18 protein-coding genes are annotated in these 20,068 nt (G+C 60.9%); 10 read left to right on the top strand and 8 right to left on the bottom strand.

The genetic code is table 11. The features are described 5' to 3' along the window. Positions 1-17 precede the first annotated feature (17 nt). On the top strand, positions 18-923 hold the full coding sequence (gene folE2, locus PC358_RS21270; RefSeq protein ID WP_033702417.1) for a GTP cyclohydrolase FolE2: 906 nt from the start codon (positions 18-20) through the stop codon (positions 921-923). On the opposite strand, the gene PC358_RS21275 is transcribed toward folE2, so the two are convergent. Then, positions 907-1,434, bottom strand: coding sequence for a DUF3617 domain-containing protein (locus tag PC358_RS21275; protein ID WP_033702418.1), 528 nt, complete (start codon positions 1,432-1,434; stop codon positions 907-909). The two genes, folE2 and PC358_RS21275, sit on opposite strands and share 17 nt — an antisense overlap. 131 nt (positions 1,435-1,565) lie before the next feature. Between PC358_RS21275 and cls the strand changes: the two genes are divergently transcribed. After that, positions 1,566-3,005, top strand: a complete 1,440-nt coding sequence (cls, locus tag PC358_RS21280) for a cardiolipin synthase (protein WP_033702419.1) — start codon at positions 1,566-1,568, stop codon at positions 3,003-3,005. Positions 3,006-3,072: 67 nt separating this feature from the next. Here the strand turns inward: cls and cfaB are convergent, their stop codons facing one another. After that, on the bottom strand, positions 3,073-4,257 hold the full coding sequence (gene cfaB, locus PC358_RS21285) for a C17 cyclopropane fatty acid synthase CfaB (RefSeq protein WP_033702420.1): 1,185 nt from the start codon (positions 4,255-4,257) through the stop codon (positions 3,073-3,075). Positions 4,258-4,465: 208 nt separating this feature from the next. On the opposite strand from cfaB, the gene lpdA reads away from it, so the two are divergent. From lpdA to PC358_RS21320, 7 genes are all read left to right on the top strand, one after another. Then, positions 4,466-5,866: a dihydrolipoyl dehydrogenase gene (gene lpdA, locus PC358_RS21290; protein ID WP_033702421.1), complete on the top strand. Its 1,401-nt coding sequence runs from the start codon at positions 4,466-4,468 to the stop codon at positions 5,864-5,866. Between the two features lie 161 nt (positions 5,867-6,027). Next, a complete protein-coding gene (locus tag PC358_RS21295) occupies positions 6,028-6,834 on the top strand; it encodes a shikimate dehydrogenase family protein (RefSeq protein ID WP_156309985.1) in 807 nt (268 codons plus the stop codon). Between the two features lie 146 nt (positions 6,835-6,980). Further along, positions 6,981-7,790 carry an IclR family transcriptional regulator gene (locus tag PC358_RS21300; protein ID WP_033702422.1) on the top strand — a complete coding sequence of 270 codons (810 nt, stop codon included), beginning with the start codon at positions 6,981-6,983 and terminating at the stop codon, positions 7,788-7,790. A 250-nt stretch (positions 7,791-8,040) separates the two neighbouring features. Next, positions 8,041-9,384, top strand: a complete 1,344-nt coding sequence (locus PC358_RS21305) for an MFS transporter (protein ID WP_033702423.1) — start codon at positions 8,041-8,043, stop codon at positions 9,382-9,384. Between the two features lie 37 nt (positions 9,385-9,421). After that, complete coding sequence (locus tag PC358_RS21310; protein ID WP_033702424.1) at positions 9,422-10,231, top strand: sugar phosphate isomerase/epimerase family protein; 810 nt, start codon at positions 9,422-9,424, stop codon at positions 10,229-10,231. Between the two features lie 43 nt (positions 10,232-10,274). After that, positions 10,275-11,993, top strand: a complete 1,719-nt coding sequence (locus PC358_RS21315; RefSeq protein WP_033702425.1) for an FAD-dependent oxidoreductase — start codon at positions 10,275-10,277, stop codon at positions 11,991-11,993. 88 nt (positions 11,994-12,081) lie between these two features. After that, positions 12,082-13,905, top strand: coding sequence for an FAD-dependent oxidoreductase (locus PC358_RS21320; RefSeq protein ID WP_241380711.1), 1,824 nt, complete (start codon positions 12,082-12,084; stop codon positions 13,903-13,905). Between the two features lie 21 nt (positions 13,906-13,926). Here PC358_RS21320 and arsH read toward each other — a convergent pair whose 3' ends face one another. Genes arsH through PC358_RS21340 form a run of 4 tightly spaced genes read right to left on the bottom strand, consistent with a single transcriptional unit; the run spans position 13,927 to position 16,818 of the window. Next, positions 13,927-14,640, bottom strand: coding sequence for an arsenical resistance protein ArsH (arsH, locus tag PC358_RS21325; RefSeq protein WP_033702426.1), 714 nt, complete (start codon positions 14,638-14,640; stop codon positions 13,927-13,929). Between the two features lie 23 nt (positions 14,641-14,663). Beyond that, a complete protein-coding gene (locus tag PC358_RS21330) occupies positions 14,664-15,134 on the bottom strand; it encodes an arsenate reductase ArsC (RefSeq protein WP_033702427.1) in 471 nt (156 codons plus the stop codon). Between the two features lie 14 nt (positions 15,135-15,148). After that, entirely contained in the window at positions 15,149-16,432 is a 1,284-nt protein-coding gene (locus PC358_RS21335; RefSeq protein ID WP_033702428.1) for an arsenic transporter, read from the bottom strand. A 29-nt stretch (positions 16,433-16,461) separates the two neighbouring features. Then, complete coding sequence (locus PC358_RS21340; protein WP_033702429.1) at positions 16,462-16,818, bottom strand: metalloregulator ArsR/SmtB family transcription factor; 357 nt, start codon at positions 16,816-16,818, stop codon at positions 16,462-16,464. Positions 16,819-16,984: 166 nt separating this feature from the next. Between PC358_RS21340 and PC358_RS28490 the strand changes: the two genes are divergently transcribed. Continuing rightward, a complete protein-coding gene (locus PC358_RS28490) occupies positions 16,985-17,146 on the top strand; it encodes a GNAT family N-acetyltransferase (protein WP_227697322.1) in 162 nt (53 codons plus the stop codon). A gap of 124 nt (positions 17,147-17,270) precedes the next feature. On the opposite strand, the gene glmS is transcribed toward PC358_RS28490, so the two are convergent. Next, on the bottom strand, positions 17,271-19,106 hold the full coding sequence (gene glmS, locus PC358_RS21345; protein WP_033702430.1) for a glutamine--fructose-6-phosphate transaminase (isomerizing): 1,836 nt from the start codon (positions 19,104-19,106) through the stop codon (positions 17,271-17,273). 2 nt (positions 19,107-19,108) lie between these two features. After that, a complete protein-coding gene (locus PC358_RS21350) occupies positions 19,109-19,885 on the bottom strand; it encodes a DeoR/GlpR family DNA-binding transcription regulator (RefSeq protein ID WP_033702431.1) in 777 nt (258 codons plus the stop codon). Positions 19,886-20,068: the final 183 nt, after the last annotated feature.

Below are 20,068 nucleotides of genomic sequence, written 5' to 3' on the forward strand. Positions count from 1 at the left end.
TTCATTTGGAATTACCCATGACCCAGCTCAAGCTTCCCGATATCGCCAGCCAAGCCCAGCAGCACGCCTTACCGCTGGACTGGGTGGGCATGTGTGGCATTGACTTGCCAGTGCAATTCGAGGGCCGTATCGCCGCAGCCAAGGTCGACGCAGGTGTCAGCCTGGTGGACGGCAGCTCACGCGGCATCCACATGTCGCGCCTTTACCTGGCACTTGAATCACTGGAAGGTCAGCCACTCACCGCGCTGGTTATTCGTCAGCTATTGGCTGATTTTCTGAACAGCCATGAAGGGCTCTCCTCTGCGGCCTACCTACGCCTGTCCTTCGACCACCTGCTTAAACGGCCGGCCTTGGTCAGCCCGTTGGCAGGCTGGAAAAGCTATCCAGTAACTCTCGATGCACGCATCGAAAGTGAGATGTTCCACGTGGAACTATTTGTTTCCGTGCCCTACTCATCCACATGCCCTTGTTCGGCTGCGCTTGCAAGGCAGCTGATTCAACAACAATTCCAGGCGGATTTTGCCGAGCAGCAGGTGGATAAGGACAGGGTGATGGCGTGGCTTGGTAGCAGCCAGGGCATCGTGGCGACGCCCCATAGTCAGCGCAGTAGCGCGCAAATTCACGTGCGCTTGAAAAGCAACGTGCTGGAGCTGCCGGTGACCGAGTTGATCAACCGTGTGGAGGCCAGCCTGGGAACTGCCGTGCAAACTGCGGTCAAGCGCGCAGATGAACAAGCGTTCGCGTTGGCCAACGGACAGAACTTGATGTTCTGCGAAGACGCCGCACGACGGTTGCACCAGTCGTTACGACAATTGAAATGGGCCACTGCCTTCAAGCTGCGCGTGGAACATGCAGAGAGCCTGCATGCCCACGACGCAGTCGCCACCAGCCAATGGCAGTGGCAAATCAGCTACGCGGTTTGACCGCCCCGCAGTCATTGCCGAGCCAGACCGCACGGGTGTTCATGCTGCCTTGCTGCTGCACACCCGACGCATTGAACGTACCGCTGACCTGGGTGGTGAACTCTCTGTCACTCAGAAAGGTAGCCTGGCCAGTGCCCTGGGCCTTGGGGCAACTGAACTGGAACTTCCATACGTTGCCAGTGCGGTCGGTAATCTGCTGCGTGCAGCCCGACTTAGGGTCTTGCAGCGGAATATCATTGGTTGCCACCTGCTCTGGCGTCAGGCACGAGCGCACCCCATTACCCCCCACTGTCACCCCTTGCTTGGCCAACACGCCCTCCATCATGGCGCGCTGCTCCGGCGGCAGGTTCTTCAATTGGCCGAGCATGAACGCCATGTCGGGTAACGGCTTGCCATCGACCTGCATGTTGCTGGTGGTCAGCTCCCACAAGCCGGGCTGCAACATCTGTGCATGCACCAACGGGCTGCTCAGGCCAAGGGCCAACGCCAACAGTGGCAGACGAATCTTCATGGGCAAACGCTCCTGGAATAAACCGGCCAACGGGCCGGGCTGAGCCTTAGACGCCAAATCCACCTGCAGGTTGCAAGCCGGACCGGGAACGTGTTCTGTTACCCACAGTGTACTCGGCAAGCAGGATGCATATGGATTACCACAGCCCCTACTTCTTCGGTTATGTGCTCGGCCTGATTCACCTGTTGGGCATCATCGCCGCACTGCATGCAGTGTTCACCGTGCGTACCGCCCAAGGTGCGATTGCCTGGGCCATGCCACTGGTCTTCATTCCCTACCTGACCTTGATCCCCTACCTGATCTTCGGCGCCCGCTCTTTCTATGCCTACATCAAGGCACGGCGCCAGGCCAACCAGGAAATGCACGTGGCCATGGCCAACCTCAACTGGCGCCCCTGGGTAGAAGAGGCGCTCACCGCCCGCGAGTCCGAAAGCTATGCTGCGCTGCGTGCCATGCCAAAGCTCGGTCGCATGCCCTGCCTGGCGAACAACCAGGTAAAGCTGTTGATCGATGGCAAAGCGACGTTCGATGCCATCTTCGCCGCAATCAATCAAGCCCGCGAAGTGGTGCTGGTACAGTTTTTCATCATTCACGACGACAACCTGGGCAAAGCGCTACAGCAGTTGCTGCTGCGCAAAGCGGCCGAAGGGGTGAAAGTGTTCGTCCTCTTCGACCGGGTCGGCAGCCATGCTTTGCCGGCAAGCTATAGCCAGGTGCTGCGAGCGGGTGGTGTGGAGATTCATGCCTTTGCCACGCGCCGTGGATGGTTCAACCGCTTTCAGGTGAACTTCCGTAACCACCGCAAGATCGTGGTGGTGGATGGCCTGGTCGGTTTCATTGGCGGGCACAATGTGGGTGATGAGTACCTGGGTGCGCATCCGCAACTGTCGCCTTGGCGAGATACCCACGTGCAAATCGGTGGGCCCGTGCTGGCCTGCTTGCAGGAGTCGTTCGCCGAGGACTGGTACTGGGCAACCCGCCAACTGCCACCGTTGATCCTGCCCGACACCTACCCGGAGAACGGCGTACTGTGCCAGGCGCTTGCCAGCGGGCCAGCGGACCCGCAGGAAACCTGCTCGCTGTTCTTCCTTGAAGCGATCCATTCGGCTACGCGTCGGGTGTGGATCACCAGCCCCTACTTCATCCCCGATGAGGCAGTGTTCGCCGCCTTGCGCTTGGCGGTGCTGCGGGGGGTGGATGTTCGCATCCTGATTCCGTCACGGCCCGACCACCGGATCGTCTATGCCGCCTCCAGCCTGTTTGCCTTCGAAGCGGTACGTGCCGGTGTGCGCATGTTCCGCTACCAGCCAGGCTTTCTGCATCAGAAGGTGGTGCTGGTGGATGACGATGTGAGCGCGATCGGCAGTGCCAACCTGGACAACCGTTCGTTCCGCCTGAACTTCGAGATTACCTTGCTGACGGTGGACCGTGCATTTGCCGATCAGGTGCAAACCATGTTGGCCAACGACTTCGAGCAGGCTCGGGAGATCACTGCGGAGGACAGCCTGGATACCCATCGCCTGCAACAACTTGGGATGCGGATTGCTCGGTTGATCTCGCCGATTCTTTAACAGGCACTAATAACCAGGGGCCGCATAGCGGCCCCTGGCATGTGTGGTCGAACGTGAAACACTCAGCCTAGCGGTACAAATCCTCACGGGTCCATGGCAGGTCATGGCGGCCATCGGCATAAGGTTTCACGGCCAATATCTGGTGCAGGTTGATCCAGCCCTTCTCGAAGGCGTAGGCACAACCGGCCAGGTACAGCCGCCAGATGCGCAGGGTCTTTTCCGGCACCATGGCCGCCGCACGATGCAGCTGGTTTTCCAGGTTCTCACTCCAGTGGTGCAAGGTCTTGGCGTAATGCAGGCGCAGGCTTTCTACATCGACGACCTCAAGCCCCGCCTCACAAATGCTGGCGCTGATCATCGACAGATGCGGCAGCTCGCCATGGGGGAAGACATAACGGTCGATGAACTCCCCCGCCCCCCGCCCTACCGGTCGCCCATCCACATGCTTGGCGGTGATGCCGTGGTTCATGACCAGGCCACCTTCACGCACCGCACCGAACAGCTTCTGGCAATACAAAGGCAGGTTGGCATGCCCGACATGTTCGAACATGCCGACACTGACCACCTTGTCGAAACGGCCATCCTGAGGCAGGTCTCGGTAGTCGAGAATCTGCAGGTCGACCTGCCCGGCCAGTCCCTCTTCCTTCACCCGCTCACGGGCCAGCTTGAGCTGCTCCTTGCTCAAGGTAATACCGAATACCTTGGCCCCATACTCACGTGCGGCAAAGCGTGACAGGCCGCCCCAGCCACAGCCCACATCCAGCAGGTAGTCACCCGCCTGCAGGCGCAGCTTGCGGCACAGGTGGTCGAACTTGTCCTGTTGGGCCTGGGCCAGCGTGTTGTCCGGCTCACGGAAGTAACCACAGGAGTAGACCATGTCCGGGTCCAACCACAACTGGTAGAACGCATTGGACAGGTCATAGTGATAGGAAATGGCTTCGGCGTCGGTGTCCTTGTCATGGGCAATACGCTGTGGCGTCGTGTCGTCATCGTCACTCAGCAGGGCCTCGCTGAGTACGTCGCACACGCGAATAACCTCGCCGATATCGCCCTCGAGCTCCAGCTTGCCTTCAACGAAGGCCTCACCCAGCTCGTTAAGGCTTGGGTGGGTGAACTGGCTGATCAGCTGAGGCTCCTTGATCAGGATCGTCACTTGCGGGCTCGGCCCAAGATCGAACTCGTTGCCGTCCCACAACTTCAGACGCAAAGGTAAATGCAGGCTCTGCAACGCAGGTGGAAGTTGCGCAAGCATCAATGACCCTCCCTTCAGGTAACGGGGCGCCACGCCTCATAAATTCGGACGCCACGGAATCAGGGTAGTTCATAGCTGCAGATTTTGGGCTAAACGCGACGATGGTCTAGAACCAACCGACATGAAAAACACGCAGATTGTATACAATTCTAAGCACACAGACTAACCTTGTGCCCCTCTCGCGCTTCTTCATCCTGGAGTGGAACCCATGAAATCCTATGACGTGGTGATCATCGGCGGTGGCCCTGGCGGCTATAACGCGGCAATCCGTGCAGGCCAACTGGGCCTGAGTGTTGCCTGTGTAGAAGGCCGCTCGACCCTGGGCGGCACCTGCCTCAATGTTGGCTGCATGCCATCCAAGGCGCTGCTGCATGCATCCGAGCTGTACGAGGCCGCCAGCGGCGATGAATTCGCCCACCTCGGCATCGAAGTGAAGCCGACCTTGAACCTCGCCCAGATGATGAAACAGAAGGACGAGAGCGTGACCGGCCTGACCAAGGGCATCGAGTACCTGTTCCGTAAGAACAAGGTTGACTGGGTCAAGGGCTGGGGCCGGCTGGATGGCGTTGGCAAGGTCGTGGTCAAGGCCGAAGACGGCAGCGAAACCACGCTGCAGGCCAAGGACATTGTCATTGCCACCGGCTCAGAACCCACACCCCTGCCAGGCGTGACCATCGACAACCAACGCATCATCGACTCGACCGGTGCACTGTCCCTGCCCCAGGTTCCCAAGCACCTGATCGTCATCGGCGCCGGCGTGATCGGCCTGGAGCTGGGTTCGGTCTGGCGCCGCCTGGGCAGCCAGGTCACCGTCATCGAATACCTCGACCGCATCTGCCCGGGCACCGATGAAGAAACCGCCAAGACCCTGCAAAAGGCCCTGGCCAAGCAAGGCATGAGCTTCAAGCTCGGCAGCAAGGTGACACAAGCCACGCCGTCGGCCGATGGCGTCAGCCTGACCCTGGAGCCCGCCGCCGGTGGCGAAGCACAAACCCTGCAAGCCGACTATGTGCTGGTGGCCATCGGCCGCCGCCCGTACACCCAGGGCCTGAACCTGGAAAGCGTGGGCCTTTCGACCGACAAGCGCGGCATGCTGAGCAATGACCACCACCGCAGTGCGGTGCCCGGCATCTGGGTGGTCGGCGATGTCACCTCTGGCCCAATGCTCGCGCACAAGGCCGAAGATGAAGCGGTATCGTGCATCGAGCGCATCGCCGGCAAGGCCCATGAGGTCAACTACAACCTCATCCCCGGCGTCATCTATACCCGCCCGGAACTGGCCAGTGTGGGCAAGACCGAAGAACAGCTCAAGGCCGAAGGGCGCGCCTACAAGGTCGGCAAGTTCCCCTTCAGCGCCAACAGCCGCGCCAAGATCAACCACGAGACCGAAGGCTTCGCCAAGGTCATTGCCGATGCCAACACCGATGAAGTACTGGGCGTGCACCTGGTGGGCCCGAGCGTTAGCGAAATGATCGGCGAGTTCTGCGTAGCCATGGAGTTTTCGGCTTCGGCAGAAGACATCGCCCTCACCTGCCACCCACACCCGACCCGCTCCGAGGCCTTGCGCCAGGCGGCGATGAATGTGGACGGGATGGCAATGCAGATCTGACAGATCGCGCTCAGGCAATGCGACCCCGGCATTGCCTGGCACTCTTCGCTATCCACATTTGCCCACCCAAAAGGAATCTATTTCTTAAATGGAATGATATTCCGATATCCGTGTGATAGGTTTGTGCTGCAACGCAGGCGCGCATACCCACGGAGAACTCAATGTCCCAATTGTTGATACCCAGCCCTACAGGCAATACCCGAATCTTTGCGGTCGTAGGTGACCCGGTAAAGCAAGTGAAGGCCCCGCAGCTGCTCAACAAGGTATTCGCTGAGCAAGCTGTGGACGCGGTGATGATTGCAGTGCATGCCCGGCCTGAACAGCTCGCGACGGTAATACGCGGCCTACAAGCGATGGAAAATTTCTCGGGCATGCTGATCACCATTCCTCACAAGTTTGCCGCTCGCGAATTTGCCGATGAGGTCAGCCTTGCCGTCCAGGTCTCCGGCAGCACCAACGCATTGCGGCGCAACGAACAAGGCGTATGGGAAGCTGACAACTTCGACGGGACAGGGTTTGTCCTGGGCCTGCAGCGCAAGGGGTACGCGCTGGCCGGCAAGCGTGTCGTACTGGCCGGAGGTGGGGGTGCGGGAAGTTCGATTGCTGTCGCATTACTGCAAGCAGGAATCGGCCAGTTATCTCTGCAAGAACCGGATACCGTCAAAGCCGATGCACTGCTCTCCAGGCTGGACCAACATTGGCCGGGGCGATGTGAGGTCGCTCAGCGCCAGCACCTCGGGCTAGCCGATATCGTTATCAACGCAACGCCGTTAGGGCTCTCGGATGAAGACCCGCTTCCTGTTGATCTGGCTGCCCTGGCCCCCAGAACGCTGGTGGCAGACATCATCATGCAACCCGTTGAGACTCGCCTGCTAAGCGAGGCGCAAGCGCTGGGGCACCCTGTGCATCCAGGCAGCTACATGCTGAGTGAGCAATTGGGCTGCTACAGGAAGTTTTTCAGCATCTGAGGCCTTAACAGCGTGCACATAACCCCTGATTGGCGGCCCCTGTACGCTGGCGTCAATATAGGCATCCCTTTCTTTTGCAACGCGTCATGGGTAGCCTTCAATGCATTTTCTACGGGAGCTCATCTCTCACACATCAAGGAACAACTATGAGCAATGCGCTGGAACGCGGCCTGCACGCTATTGAGCTATTGGCCGGGAAACGCACCGGGCTGCCTCTTCAGCAAGTTGCCGAAGCCTTGGACATTCCGCCGAGCGCCACTCACCGCATGCTTAATTGCTTGGTTGAACAAGGTTTTGTGCGCCAAGACCCTCAGCACGGTAATTATGTTCTCGCCCTCAAGGTGGTATCGCTTGCACTGAAGCACCTGTCCCAGAGCGACATCGTCGACCTCGCCAAACCGATCCTTGAACGCCTTGCCCGTGTGTCTGGCGAACTGGTGCGTTTGAGCATTGTCGATGGCGACAACCTGGTGTGGATCTCCAAGGCGCAAGGCACGCGCTCCGGGCTTCGCTACGACCCTGATGCCGGTGCCGAAGCCAAACTCTGCTGTACAGCGTCGGGGCTTGCGTGGTTGAGCTGTCTGAGTGACGAACGCGCGCTGGAGCTGGTTTACCGTCAAGGCCTGGCCAAAGCCGGTGAATATGGGCCCAACGCGGCGACCACGATCGACCAGCTGCTTAAACACCTGCAGCTCGCACGTGATCAAGGCTATGCGTCAGTTGACGAGAGTTTTGAAATTGGCGCGGCGGCAATGGCTATCGCAATCCTCGATTCGCAGCGACACGTCATCGGCGTGATCAGCATAGCCGGCCCAAGCGTTCGCTTGACCCAAGAGCGTATGCAGGCTCTCAAAGCGGCATTGTTCGAGGCCGCCGAAGAAATCACCGCAATCAGTCTGGACAGTCTTCCCAAGCTGTCGATGATGACCTCCCGGATCACCGATCAGACCGGCTGATCGGACCACCGATCGAACGCGGCCTGTCGTCCGACGTGGCCGCCTCCTCTCCTCAAGCCCTGCTGTCGAATGCGTCAAGCCAAGCGCGCTGACTCCTGCCGATCAAAATCATAAATGGAATGCTTTTTACTTTTGGAATGGCCTTCCATTTATGATAGTGTCATCACCGCCCACTGAGAAAGCCTGGTGTTCTGCAAAAGATGCCGCTGCCAGAAAGGCGTTCTGATAAAAACAAAAACAGGAGTCATCTATGTCGAGTTCTCCCAACCTTGATGTCAGCACCTTCATGGACGCTAGAAAAATGAGCGCCAGGCAATGGCTGGTGCTGTTTCTGGGCTTCATGGTGCTTGTCTTTGATGGGTTCGATACGACCTCGATCGGTTTCATAGCACCCGCGCTGGTCGACGACTGGGGCTTGCAGCGACATGACCTTGGGCCCGTGATGATGAGCGGCCTGCTCGGGCTGGCCTTCGGCTCATTGACTGCCGGATCGTTGGCAGATCGTTTTGGCCGCAGGCCTGTCATCATCGGTTCAGTGCTGCTGTTCGGCCTGTGGAGCCTAGCTTCGGCCTGGGCCACCGGGGTCGTCAGCCTGACAGTGCTGCGGTTTCTGACCGGGGTCGGTCTGGGTGCATCAATGCCGAATACCGCGACACTGATTTCCGAATTTGCACCCAAGCGTTACCGCTCTCATATGGTCTCTTTCATCTACTGCGGTTTCGCCTTTGGCGCGGCCCTGGGTGGCCTGGGCAGTGAGTGGCTGATCGCCCATTTTGGCTGGCGATCGGTATTGGTGGTCGGCGGTGTGCTGCCCATTGCCTTTGCGCTCCTGCTGCTTTTCAGCCTGCCGGAGTCCATCCGCTTTTTGGCCCAGAACAGTGCGTTGAAGGAACGACTGATCAAGGAGATCAACAAAGTTGCCCCTGGCTTGGCCAACGCCCGTACCCGATTTCATATCAGCGAAGCGTCGATCAAACAGGCTGGCAAGGTCAGCGCGTTGTTCGCGTCCGGTTATAGCCTCGGTACCTGCATGATCTGGATCACGCTGTTCATGGGCTTGCTGACCATGTACTTGCTGTCGAGCTGGCTGCCGCTGCTGACCCGCGATGCCGGTCTTAGCATGGGCGATGCGGCACTGCTGGGCTCGTTGCTGCAAATTGGCGGCATGCTGGGCAACTTTACCGTCGGCATGAAGATGGACCGCTGGGATCACCATAAAGTGGTCGGCATTACGGTGTTCTGCGGTGGCGCCTGCGCGGTGCTAATCGCGCTGCAGCAGCCGACGATGCAGGTTCTCTGCCCGCTGATCCTGTTGCTGGGCTACTTCCTCAATGGCGTCAACGTCGGTGGCTATGCGTTGGCAGCCGCTTTCTACCCAACCCAGATCCGTGCCACCGGGGTGTGCTGGGCAACCGGCATCGGTCGCCTGGGCGCTATCAGCGGCGCCGGGATCGGCGCACTCATGCTGGCTGCCCAATGGGATTTCAGCCAGGTCTTCTTGTTCCTCGCCATCCCTTCCTTGCTCGGGGTCACGGCGCTATGGGTCAAAGGCCGTCAGCACAGAACGTCGGCGATTCCCACCCCAGCCAACTGAATTCCAGCGCGCTTAACCCCCTCTCCGGAGACCTGCCATGCAAGCTAGCTATTCCATCGCCCAACTGACCGCTCTCGATTTCAGCCCGCCCGAAATCATCGAACTGGCTGCCCGCACCGGCTATGACCAGGCTGGCGTGCGGTTGTTACCCGTCGCGCCAGGGGCCGTCGCCTATCCACTGATGGATGACGCACGCATGCTGCGTGAAACGCTCGCACGGATGAACGACACCGGCGTGAAGGTCTTCGATCTGGAATTGATACGCCTCGATGCCCAATTCGATCTGCAACGCTACCTGCCGTTTTTCGAGGTTGGTGCGCAGCTAGGGGCCAAGGCGGTACTGGTAGCCGGCGACGATCCGGAGCAAGGCCGACTTGTAGAGCACTACGCTCGGCTATGCGACGCAATGCAACCCTTCGGCCTCTCAGCAGACCTCGAATTCATGCCGTGGACGGCCGTCAATGACCTGGCCAGTGCTCTGCATATTGTGGAACAGGCCGATCGAGCCAACGGCGGCATCCTGGTAGACGCCCTGCATTTTGATCGTTCAGACAGCCGCTTCGAGGATTTGCAGCGAATCCCAGCGCAGTGGCTGCACTACGCACAAATATGCGACGGCCCTGCGATGCGCCCCGACACCCATGAGGGACTGATCCAGGCGGCGCGCTGCGGGCGTTTGCTACCAGGGGAAGGTGACATCGATCTGGCCAGGATATGGCGCAGCCTGGCAGCCGCGGTTCCGGTCAGTGTCGAGATCCCGAATGACCGCAGGGTAGCGCAAGTGGGGGTAGAGGCTTGGGCCCGAGAGGCGTTGGCGGCAGCCAAGGCAATCATTGAGCCGCTGTAAATCATTGACGCTGACCAAGCCCACTACACCAGGAGACCTCTTGATGCTTACCGACACTTCCCTGCACACCACGGTGGACTGCGATGTCCTGATCATCGGCTCTGGTGCAGCCGGGCTTAGCGCAGCCGTGACCGCCGCGTGGCATGGTCAGCGGGTGATCGTGGTCGAGAAGGATGAGGTGTTCGGCGGTGCCACCGCCTGGTCGGGTGGCTGGATGTGGGTGCCGTGCAATCCGTTGGCTCAGCGCGCCGGGATCATTGAGGACCGCTCGCTGCCACGCACCTACCTTGAACATGAATTGGGTGACCACTTCGACCCGACCATGATCGATGCCTTTCTCGAAGCAGCGCCCAACATGGTCTCCTTTTTTGAGCGCCATACCGCTTTGCAATTCGCCGACGGTAACGCAATTGCTGATATCCACGGGGATACGCCAGGCGCCGGCACCGGCGGTCGGTCGGTGATCGCCGCCCCTTACAATGCCTACGCGGTAGGCAAACTGCTAAAGCGGCTGCGCAAGACGATGCGCGAAACCTCGTTCATGGGCATGCCGATCATGGCCGGCCGTGACCTGACTGCCTTCCTCACCCTGACACGCTCCTGGCGTTCGCTGCTGCACGTGACCCAACGCTTCGGCAAACACTTGATCGACCTTGCGCTCAAGGGGCGCGCCATGCACCTCGTCAACGGCGTCGCCTTGATCGCCCGCCTGGCCAAGTCAGCCGAAGACCTTGGCGTACAGCTCTGGGAGTCAGCGCCGGCCACTGATCTGATCCATGAACACGACCGGGTCGTCGGCGCCGTGGTCGAAACAGCAAAAGGCCGTATCGCCATTCGGGCACGCAAAGGTGTGGTGCTGGCTGCAGGTGGCTTTGCCAATGACATCGAACGACGCAAGGCACTGTTCCCGCGCACGCCAACGGGCCATGAACATCTGGCGTTGCCGCCTCTGGGCGTCAATGGCGATGGTTTGCGCCTGGGCGAGAGCGTCGGCGGCCAGGTCGCTGAAGACCTGGCCAGTGCCGCCGCTTGGGCGCCCGTTTCTCGAGTACCTTACAAGGACGGTAGCGCCGGCCACTTCCCGCATATCATCGAACGCGGCAAGCCCGGCATCATCGGCGTCCTCGCCAACGGCCAACGGTTCGTCAACGAAGCCAATGGCTACTATGACTATGTTGCCGCCATGGTCGCGGCCGCACCCGGCACCGAGGTCGCGTCCTGGTTGATCTGCACCCGCGCGTTTCAGCGGCGTTATGGGCTGGGCGTTTCCCGGCCTTTCCCACTGCCCGTTGAGCCATTCATCCGCTCGGGTTACCTGAAAACTGGCCACTCCATCGAGGCGTTGGCCTTGGCGTGCGGGATCGACCCCGCGGGCCTGAGCCAGACTGTGACCGAGTACAACCGCCACGCCCGCAACGGTGAAGACCCCCAGTTCGGTCGCGGCACTACGCCCTACAACCGCAAGCAGGGTGATGCGCAGCACGCGCCAAATCCTTGCGTCGCGCCAATCGAGCAGGGCCCTTTCTATGCGGTGAAGGTCGAGGCAGGCTGCTTCGGCACCTTCGCAGGCCTCAAGACCAATGCCCATGCGCAAGTCCTCAACACTGACGGGCAGCCGATCGCAGGCCTTTATTCAGCGGGGTCCGACATGGCCAGCATCATGGGCGGGCACTACCCGGCCGGCGGAATCAACCTGGGGCCAGCCGCAACCTTCGGCTATATCGCCGGGCGCCACCTGGCTGGCGCCACAGCCTACGAATAACGCCCGGCCTACAGGCCTTGATCCTCGAGGGATCCCCCATGTCGTTTGCTTCCAAGCCCTTCGCCCTTACCACTCAGGAGAACGTACGATGAGCACCATCACCCCCCTTCCCCCACGCTGGGACCAGGAAGTCGACCTGTTGGTGTTCGGCGCAGGCACCGCAGGCATGACTACCGCGTTGATGGCCAAGCACCACGGGCTGGACGTGCTGCTGTGTGAAAAAACCGCTGCCGTGGGCGGCATCAGTGCGACCTCAGGCGGTACCACCTGGGTACCCGGCACCACCCAGAGCCAGCGCGCCGGAGTACCGGACAGCGTGGCAGATGCTGCAACCTTCCTTAAGGCGGTGGTCGGTGAGCGCGGTGGTGAAGCCTTACGCGAAGCCTTTCTGACCAGCGGGCCGCAGGCAATTGACGAGTTGGAGCGCATCAGCGAAGTCAAATTCGTGGCCGCCGCCGCCCACCCCGACTATGTCAGCGGCCCAGGAGCAGCGTTCGGTGGCCGCGCCCTGGCACCGCTCGCGTTCGACGCCCGGCTACTGGGGAAAGATTTCGCCCGCGTACGGCCTCCACGCCCAGAGTTCATGGGGCTGGGCGGCATGATGGTGCCCCGCGCCGACCTGGACGCGCTGCTGTCGCCCTTTGCCTCGTTGAAAAACCTGAGCCGTACCCTGAGCGTTGTCGGCCGCTATTGCATCGACCGCCTGAGCCACCCCCGTGGCACCAACCTGGTGATGGGTAACGCCTTGGTTGCCCGCCTGTTCTACAGCCTGCGCCAGCGCAACGTTACCATTCGTTTTGAAACGCCCTTGCACGACTTGATCCAGGAGAACGGCAAGGTGGTGGGCGCTGTGGTGCTGCACAATGGCCAGCCCCAGCGCATCCGCGCCCGCCGAGGCGTGGTGATGGCCACCGGCGGCGTGACCCGCCACCCGACATTGCGCAAGCAACTGTTCCCGGCCGCGGCCCAACCCCTTTCACTGGCGCCCTTGACCCATACCGGCGACGGCATCGATCGCGCGCTGAAGGCTAACGCCCAGCTCGACAACGGCCATGACAGCCCCGGTCTATGGATGCCCTGCTCGATCCGCACAAGCAAGGACGGCTACCAGGCCGTCTGGCCACACATCCTGCTAGACCGTGCCAAGCCAGGGCTGATCGCAGTCAACCGCCGGGGCCTGCGCTTCGTCAATGAGTCGGACTCCTACCACGACTTCGTCATGGGCATGCTCGCCGATGGCAGCCCCACCGCCCACCTGATCTGCGATGAAGCCTTCTTGCACCGCTATGGCCTGGGCCTGGTGATGCCGCTGCGCACCGCCGCCAACATCGCCAGCTTCGTCAAGGCCGGCTATCTGGTCAAAGCCAGCACGCTGGCTGAGCTTGCCAGCAAGCTCAAGATCGATGCCGAGGGGCTCGCAACCACGGTCAACACCTACAACGCCTCCGCCGCACACGGTGAAGACCCGGCATTCAACCGTGGCAGCAGCCCCATGAACCGTCACAATGGCGACCCACAGCAAACACCCAACCCCTGCGTGCGCCCGCTGGGCGAGGGGCCTTACTATGCCGTCACCGTACAACCCGCCGACCTCGCCTGCAGCGCAGGCTTGAGCGGCAACGCCGACGGCCAGGTGCTGGACACCCAAGGCCAGGTGATCGAGGGGCTATACGCCTGCGGTAATGACCTGGCCTCGATCTTTCGCGGCACCTACCCTGGCCCAGGTACCACCCTGGGGCCTGCGATTGTGTTCGGCTGGCGGGTGGCCCGGCATGCGGCGGGGTTGGAGGGTGCCAAGAGGGGCATGCCCGGTGCGCTCCACAGCCGTGACGCTCACGGGTCGAGCGGGGTGCCCGGACAAGGCGTCAAAAGCAGCACACCCGGAGCATGGGGCAACGATTTCAATGAGTAAGGGTGCGACATGCTCATGACCTCAAATAGACCTAATGTTGACTCTCTTGGATAGTTCTTGCGCCGACTCTTTGCGCTCGGAGTAGCGGTCTACCAAATAATCCTGGCGATCACGCAGCAGCAGCGTGAACTTGGTCAGTTCCTCCATTACGTCGACCAGTCGATCGTAGAAAGAAGACGGCTTCATGCGCCCGGCTTCATCGAACTCCAGGAAGGCTTTCGGCACCGACGACTGGTTCGGGATGGTAAACATACGCATCCAGCGGCCAAGCACGCGCAGTTGGTTCACCACGTTAAATGACTGCGAGCCTCCACACACCTGCATCACCGCGAGGGTCTTGCCCTGGGTTGGGCGAACGGCGCCCATGGCCAGCGGTACCCAATCGATCTGCGCCTTGAAGACAGCACTCATTGAGCCGTGACGCTCGGGCGAGCACCACACCTGGCCTTCGGACCATTGCATCAGCTCGCGGAGTTCCAGCACCTTCTCGTGGGAGTTCGGAGCGTCATCCGGCAGCGGCAGGCCGGAAGGGTCGAAGATACGGGTTTCGGCGCCGAACTCTTCCAGCAGGCGCGCAGCTTCCTCAACCATCAAGCGGCTGAATGAGCGTTCGCGGGTCGATCCGTACAGCAACAGGATGCGCGGTTTGTGCGTGGAAGGATCCTTCGGCGCCAGCCGCTCCAGCGACGGCAAATCAATCAGTTCTGGTTGGACATTTGGCAGGTGGTCGTTCATTTCGGTCTCCATTGATCCAGGGCCTACAGGGCGCCAATACGGGCAAGTTCGGCTTTCAGTTCGTCCTCGCTCAGTTGCGAGAGAGGCAGCGCAATGAAGGCGCGCACGCGCTCATCGATCTTCGCAAGTGTGGCCTGGAAGGCTTCTTCGATTTCGGCCTCACTCCCGATGACCGCCGAAGGGTCGGCCAGGCCCCAGTGGGCTTTGAGCGATGGACCGAAGAAGATCGGGCAGGCTTCGCCGGCAGCGCGGTCGCACACGGTGACAACGATGTCGGGAGGAGAGCTCTCGAAGGCATCCGAGGCCTTGCTTGAAAGACCAGCGGTGGGGATACCGGCGGCTTCCAAGGTTTTCAGTGCCCGCTCATTGACCTTGCCGCTTGGGAAGCTGCCCGAGCTCACAGCTTCCATACCCTCGGGGGCCCGGTGATTGAACAGCGCCTCGGACAGGATGCTGCGGCAGCTGTTGTGGGTGCACATGAACAAGACTTTCATCAGGTATCTCCGGTTCAAAAGCTCAAGCGGATGGCCAATGCGGCCAAGGTGGCAAGCAGGATCGGCAGCGTCAGGACGATGCCGGTGCGCAAGTAGTAACCCCAGGTGATGACGATGTTCTTGCGGGCCAGCACGTGCAGCCACAGCAAGGTGGCCAGGCTGCCGATGGGGGTGATTTTCGGACCGAGGTCACAGCCGATGACGTTGGCGTAGATCATGGCCTCGCGCACGATGCCGGTGGCCTCAGCGGAATGGATCGACAAAGCGCCTACCAGCACAGTGGGCATGTTATTCATGACCGACGACAGGCCAGCGGCGAGCAGCCCCGTGCCGAGGGATGCGCCCCAGATCCCGTAGCCGGCGAAGACATTGAGGATCTGCGTCAGGTAGTCGGTGAGGCCGGCGTTACGCAGGCCATAAACCACGAGGTACATGCCAAGCGAGAACACCACGACCTGCCAAGGCGCGTCCTTGAGCACCTTGCGGGTAGAAATCACGTGCCCGCGGGCGGCGATCAGGTAGAGGATCAGCGCACAGGCAGCAGCGATGGCGCTGATCGGAACGCCCAACGGCTCGATGGCGAAAAAGCTGACCAGCAACAGCGCAAGCACCCACCAGCCGGCAACGAACGTCGCCTTGTCGCGGATAGCGGCTTCGGGAGCCTTGAGTTGGTCGAGTTCATAGGTACGCGGCAGGTCCTTGCGGAAGAACCACAGCAGCATTCCCAGGGTGGCGGCGATGCTGACCAGGTTCACCGGCACCATGACCGAGGCGTATTCGCTGAAGCCAATGCCAAAGTAGTCGGCGGAGACGATGTTCACCAGGTTGGAAACCACCAGCGGAAGGCTCGCGGTATCGGCGATGAAGCCCGCCGCCATGACGAATGCCAGCGTCGCCGCCGGGGAGAAGCGCAGGGCCAGCAGCATGGCGATGACGATCGGGGTCAGGATCAGTGCCGCACCGTCGTTAGCGAACAGCGCCGAGACGGCGGCGCCCAGCAGGATGATGAAGGCGAACAGCTTGCGGCTGCTGCCGTTGCCCCAGCGGGCCACGTGCAATGCCGCCCACTCGAAGAACCCCGCCTCATCCAGCAGCAGGCTGATGATGATGACGGCGATAAAAGTTGCGGTGGCGTTCCACACGATCTGCCAGACCACTGGAATATCGGACAGGCTCACGACGCCAGCCAGCAGCGCCACGACAGCTCCTAGAGCTGCACTCCAGCCCACGCCTAAGCCCTTTGGCTGCCAGATGACGAGAACGATCGTCACCAGAAAAATCAGAAATGCGATCAGCATGACGACAACTCAATCAGCGAAGGGAAGTATCAAGCACAAGCAACAGGGCTCTGCGGCCGCTCGCCCATTTCGGCAAGGCGCAACGCATCGGGGCTCAACCATTGCTGGTTCGCATCGACCACTCCCTTCAGCATCGCGTCCACCCACTGCGGCAGTTCGGGGTGCAGTCGGTAGTACACCCATTGACCCTTGCGGCGATCCATCAGGAGTCCAGCCTCGCGCAACTGGGCCAAATGCCGCGAGATCTTCGGCTGGCTCAGCTCCAGCGCGTGGGTAAGTTCGCAGACACAGAGTTCGCCTTCGCGGGCGATCAGCAGGGTCATCCGGGCCCGAGTGTCATCAGCCAGGCATTTGAAAACGATGGGGGGAGTCAGTGTTTCTCGCATGTGACCTCCTGGGGAATGCGTGTACGACTAATATCTGGAAATCCGAATATATGCCTATTCGAATATGTGGTAAACTAGATATTCACAATCGCCGCGCCTTACGGGACGTCATAAAACAGGAAATAGCCCGCGCTCTGGGCCCTAAGGAAGTGGTCGGACTCGTCTGATTCGCTCACGGGTTGTCGGACCGGCCCAGCGAAAGTCAGGGATCGGTACCCTGCTGCTCAGAGCACTTGAGCGAATAGCGGAAGCTGACGGAGCCCAGAGATTCATGACCCTGAACGGCAAGGGGCATCAGAGAACGCCAGATCTAGGTAGGGAGGGGTGAAGCGGGGAGGAGGGTGAAGCGCCCGATGAAGGGAAGCGAGCGCTTCCCTCTACCGGCAACAGTTTCAATTGTTCGACAACAGTTCTAATGCAACGAAACCACCATCGCCATTAAACGCTGCGGCTTACTCGACTGTCACCGATTTCGCCAGGTTACGCGGCTGGTCAACGTCGGTACCCTTGAGCACGGCGACGTAGTACGACAGCAGCTGCAGCGGAATGGTGTACAGGATCGGCGCCAGGGCGTCCGCGATGTGCGGCACCTTGATCACGTGGGTGCCTTCACCGTTGGTCATGCCAGCGTGCTCGTCGGCGAACACCACCAGCTCACCGCCACGGGCACGTACTTCCTGCAGGTTGGACTTGAGCTTCTCCAGCAGTTCGTTGTTCGGCGCCACGGTGACCACCGGCATGTCGTTATCCACAAGCGCCAGCGGGCCGTGCTTCAGCTCGCCCGCCGGGTAGGCTTCGGCGTGGATGTAGGAGATCTCCTTGAGCTTGAGGGCACCTTCCATCGCCACCGGGTACTGGGCGCCACGGCCCAGGAACAGGGTGTGGTGCTTGTCGGCGAACAGTTCGGCGATCTTCTCGACAGTCGCGTCCATGGCCAATGCCTCGCCCAGGCGGGTCGGCAGGCGGCGCAACTCTTCAACCAGCTCGGCTTCCACACCGGCTTCGAGGGTACCGCGCACCTGGCCCAGGGCCAGGGTCAGCAGCATCAGCGAAACCAGCTGGGTGGTGAATGCCTTGGTCGAGGCAACACCGATCTCCGGGCCGGCCAGGGTCAGCAGGGTCAGGTCGGATTCGCGCACCAGCGAGCTGATGCCGACGTTGCAGATGGCCAGGCTGCCGAGGAAGCCCAGCTCCTTGGCATTGCGCAGGGCGGCCAGGGTGTCGGCGGTCTCACCGGATTGCGAGATCGAGACGAACAGGGTGTCTGGCTGGACCACGACCTTGCGGTAGCGGAACTCGCTGGCCACTTCGACCTGGCAAGGGATGCCGGCCAGGCTTTCGAGCCAGTAACGGGCAACCATGCCGGCGTGGTAGCTGGTACCGCAAGCGACGATCTGCACATTGCGAACCTTGGCAAACAGTTCGGCGGCATTCGGGCCGAAGGCCTGGACCAGCACATTGTCCTTGCCCAGGCGGCCTTCCAGCGTGCGCTGGACCACGCTTGGCTGCTCGTGGATTTCCTTGAGCATGAAGTGACGGTAGGTACCTTTGTCGGCCGCCTCAGCGCCTTCGTGGTACTGCACGGTTTCACGCTGGACCTTGGTGCCGGCCTGGTCCCAGATGCTGACTTGGTCACGGCGGATCTCGGCGATGTCGCCTTCTTCCAGGTACATGAAACGGTCGGTGACCTGGCGCAGGGCCAACTGGTCCGAAGCCAGGAAGTTCTCACCAAGGCCGAGGCCGATCACCAGCGGGCTACCGCTGCGAGCGGCTACCAGGCGGTCTGGCTGTTTGGCACTGATCACGGCCAGGCCATAGGCACCGTGCAGGCGCTTCACAGCGGCCTTCAGCGCATCGGTCAGGTCCGGGACAGTCTTGAGCGTGTGGTGGATCAGGTGAACGATGACTTCGGTATCGGTCTGCGAAGTGAATACGTAGCCGAGCTCTTTCAGCTCTTCACGCAGCTCTTCGTGGTTTTCGATGATGCCGTTGTGCACGACCGCCACTTCACTGGCCGAAAAGTGTGGGTGGGCGTTGCCTTCGGTGGGCGCACCATGGGTGGCCCAACGGGTGTGGGCGATGCCCAGCTGGCCGGTGAGAGGGTCGGCGGCGACGGCGGCTTCCAGCTCGCTGACTTTACCGATACGGCGGCGACGCTCCAGCTCACCTTGCTGGCTGAAGACAGCCAGGCCGGCACTGTCGTACCCGCGGTATTCGAGGCGCTTGAGGCCTTCGATCAGAATGGCGGTAATATTACGCTCGGCTACGGCACCAACGATTCCACACATGGTTATTGCTCCTGGCTGATCGCGGCGCAAATCAGGTTGATGCCGCGGGCTTGAATGTGTTCGCGTGCCGCTGCGGGCAGGCGTTCGTCTGTAATAAGGGTATTCACGCTGCCCCAGGGCAGCTCGAGGTTAGGGATCTTGCGCCCCACCTTGTCGGACTCGACCATCACGATCACTTCCCGGGCCACCTCGGCCATGACTCGGCTCAGGCCAAGCAGCTCGTTGAAGGTGGTGGTACCCCGGTTGAGGTCGATGCCATCGGCACCGATGAACAGCTGGTCGAAATCGTAGGAACGCAACACCTGCTCGGCCACCTGCCCCTGGAACGACTCGGAGTGCGGGTCCCAGGTGCCGCCGGTCATCAGCAACACCGGCTCATGCTCCAGGTCGCTGATGGCGCGGGCCACGTTCAATGAGTTGGTCATTACCACCAGGCCCGGTTGGCGGCCCAATTCAGGGATCATCGCAGCAGTGGTGCTGCCGCTGTCGATGATGATCCGCGCATGTTCGCGGATACGCCCTACAGCAGCGCGGGCAATGGCCTTCTTGTAGGCGGACACGGGCTGGGTAGGTTCGCCGAGCAACTCTTGCGGCACCGGCACCGCACCGCCGTAGCGTCGCAATAGCAGGCCATTGGTTTCCAGGGCTGCAAGGTCCTTGCGAATGGTGACTTCTGACGTTTCGAAGCGCTTGGCCAACGCGTCCACACTCACCTCGCCCTGCTCGCTGAGCATGGCCAGGATGTTGTGCCGGCGTTGGGGGGTGTTACGTTTCGACATGAGCGCTTAAGTTTCGATTCGAAAGATAATGGTTGCAATCAAAACCTAAGACGCTCTTTTCGTCAAGCGCCATGAACTGTGGATAAGTCTGTTGTCGTCCGCTGACGCGGCCCTTTCGCTACCCTCCAGGTGGCGCGTATCCCTGTAGGAGCGGCCTCGCGTCGCGAAAGGAGGGCAAAGCAC

The sequence above is a fragment of the Pseudomonas capeferrum genome, from assembly GCF_000731675.1.
Taxonomy (GTDB): Bacteria; Pseudomonadota; Gammaproteobacteria; order Pseudomonadales; family Pseudomonadaceae; genus Aquipseudomonas; species Aquipseudomonas capeferrum.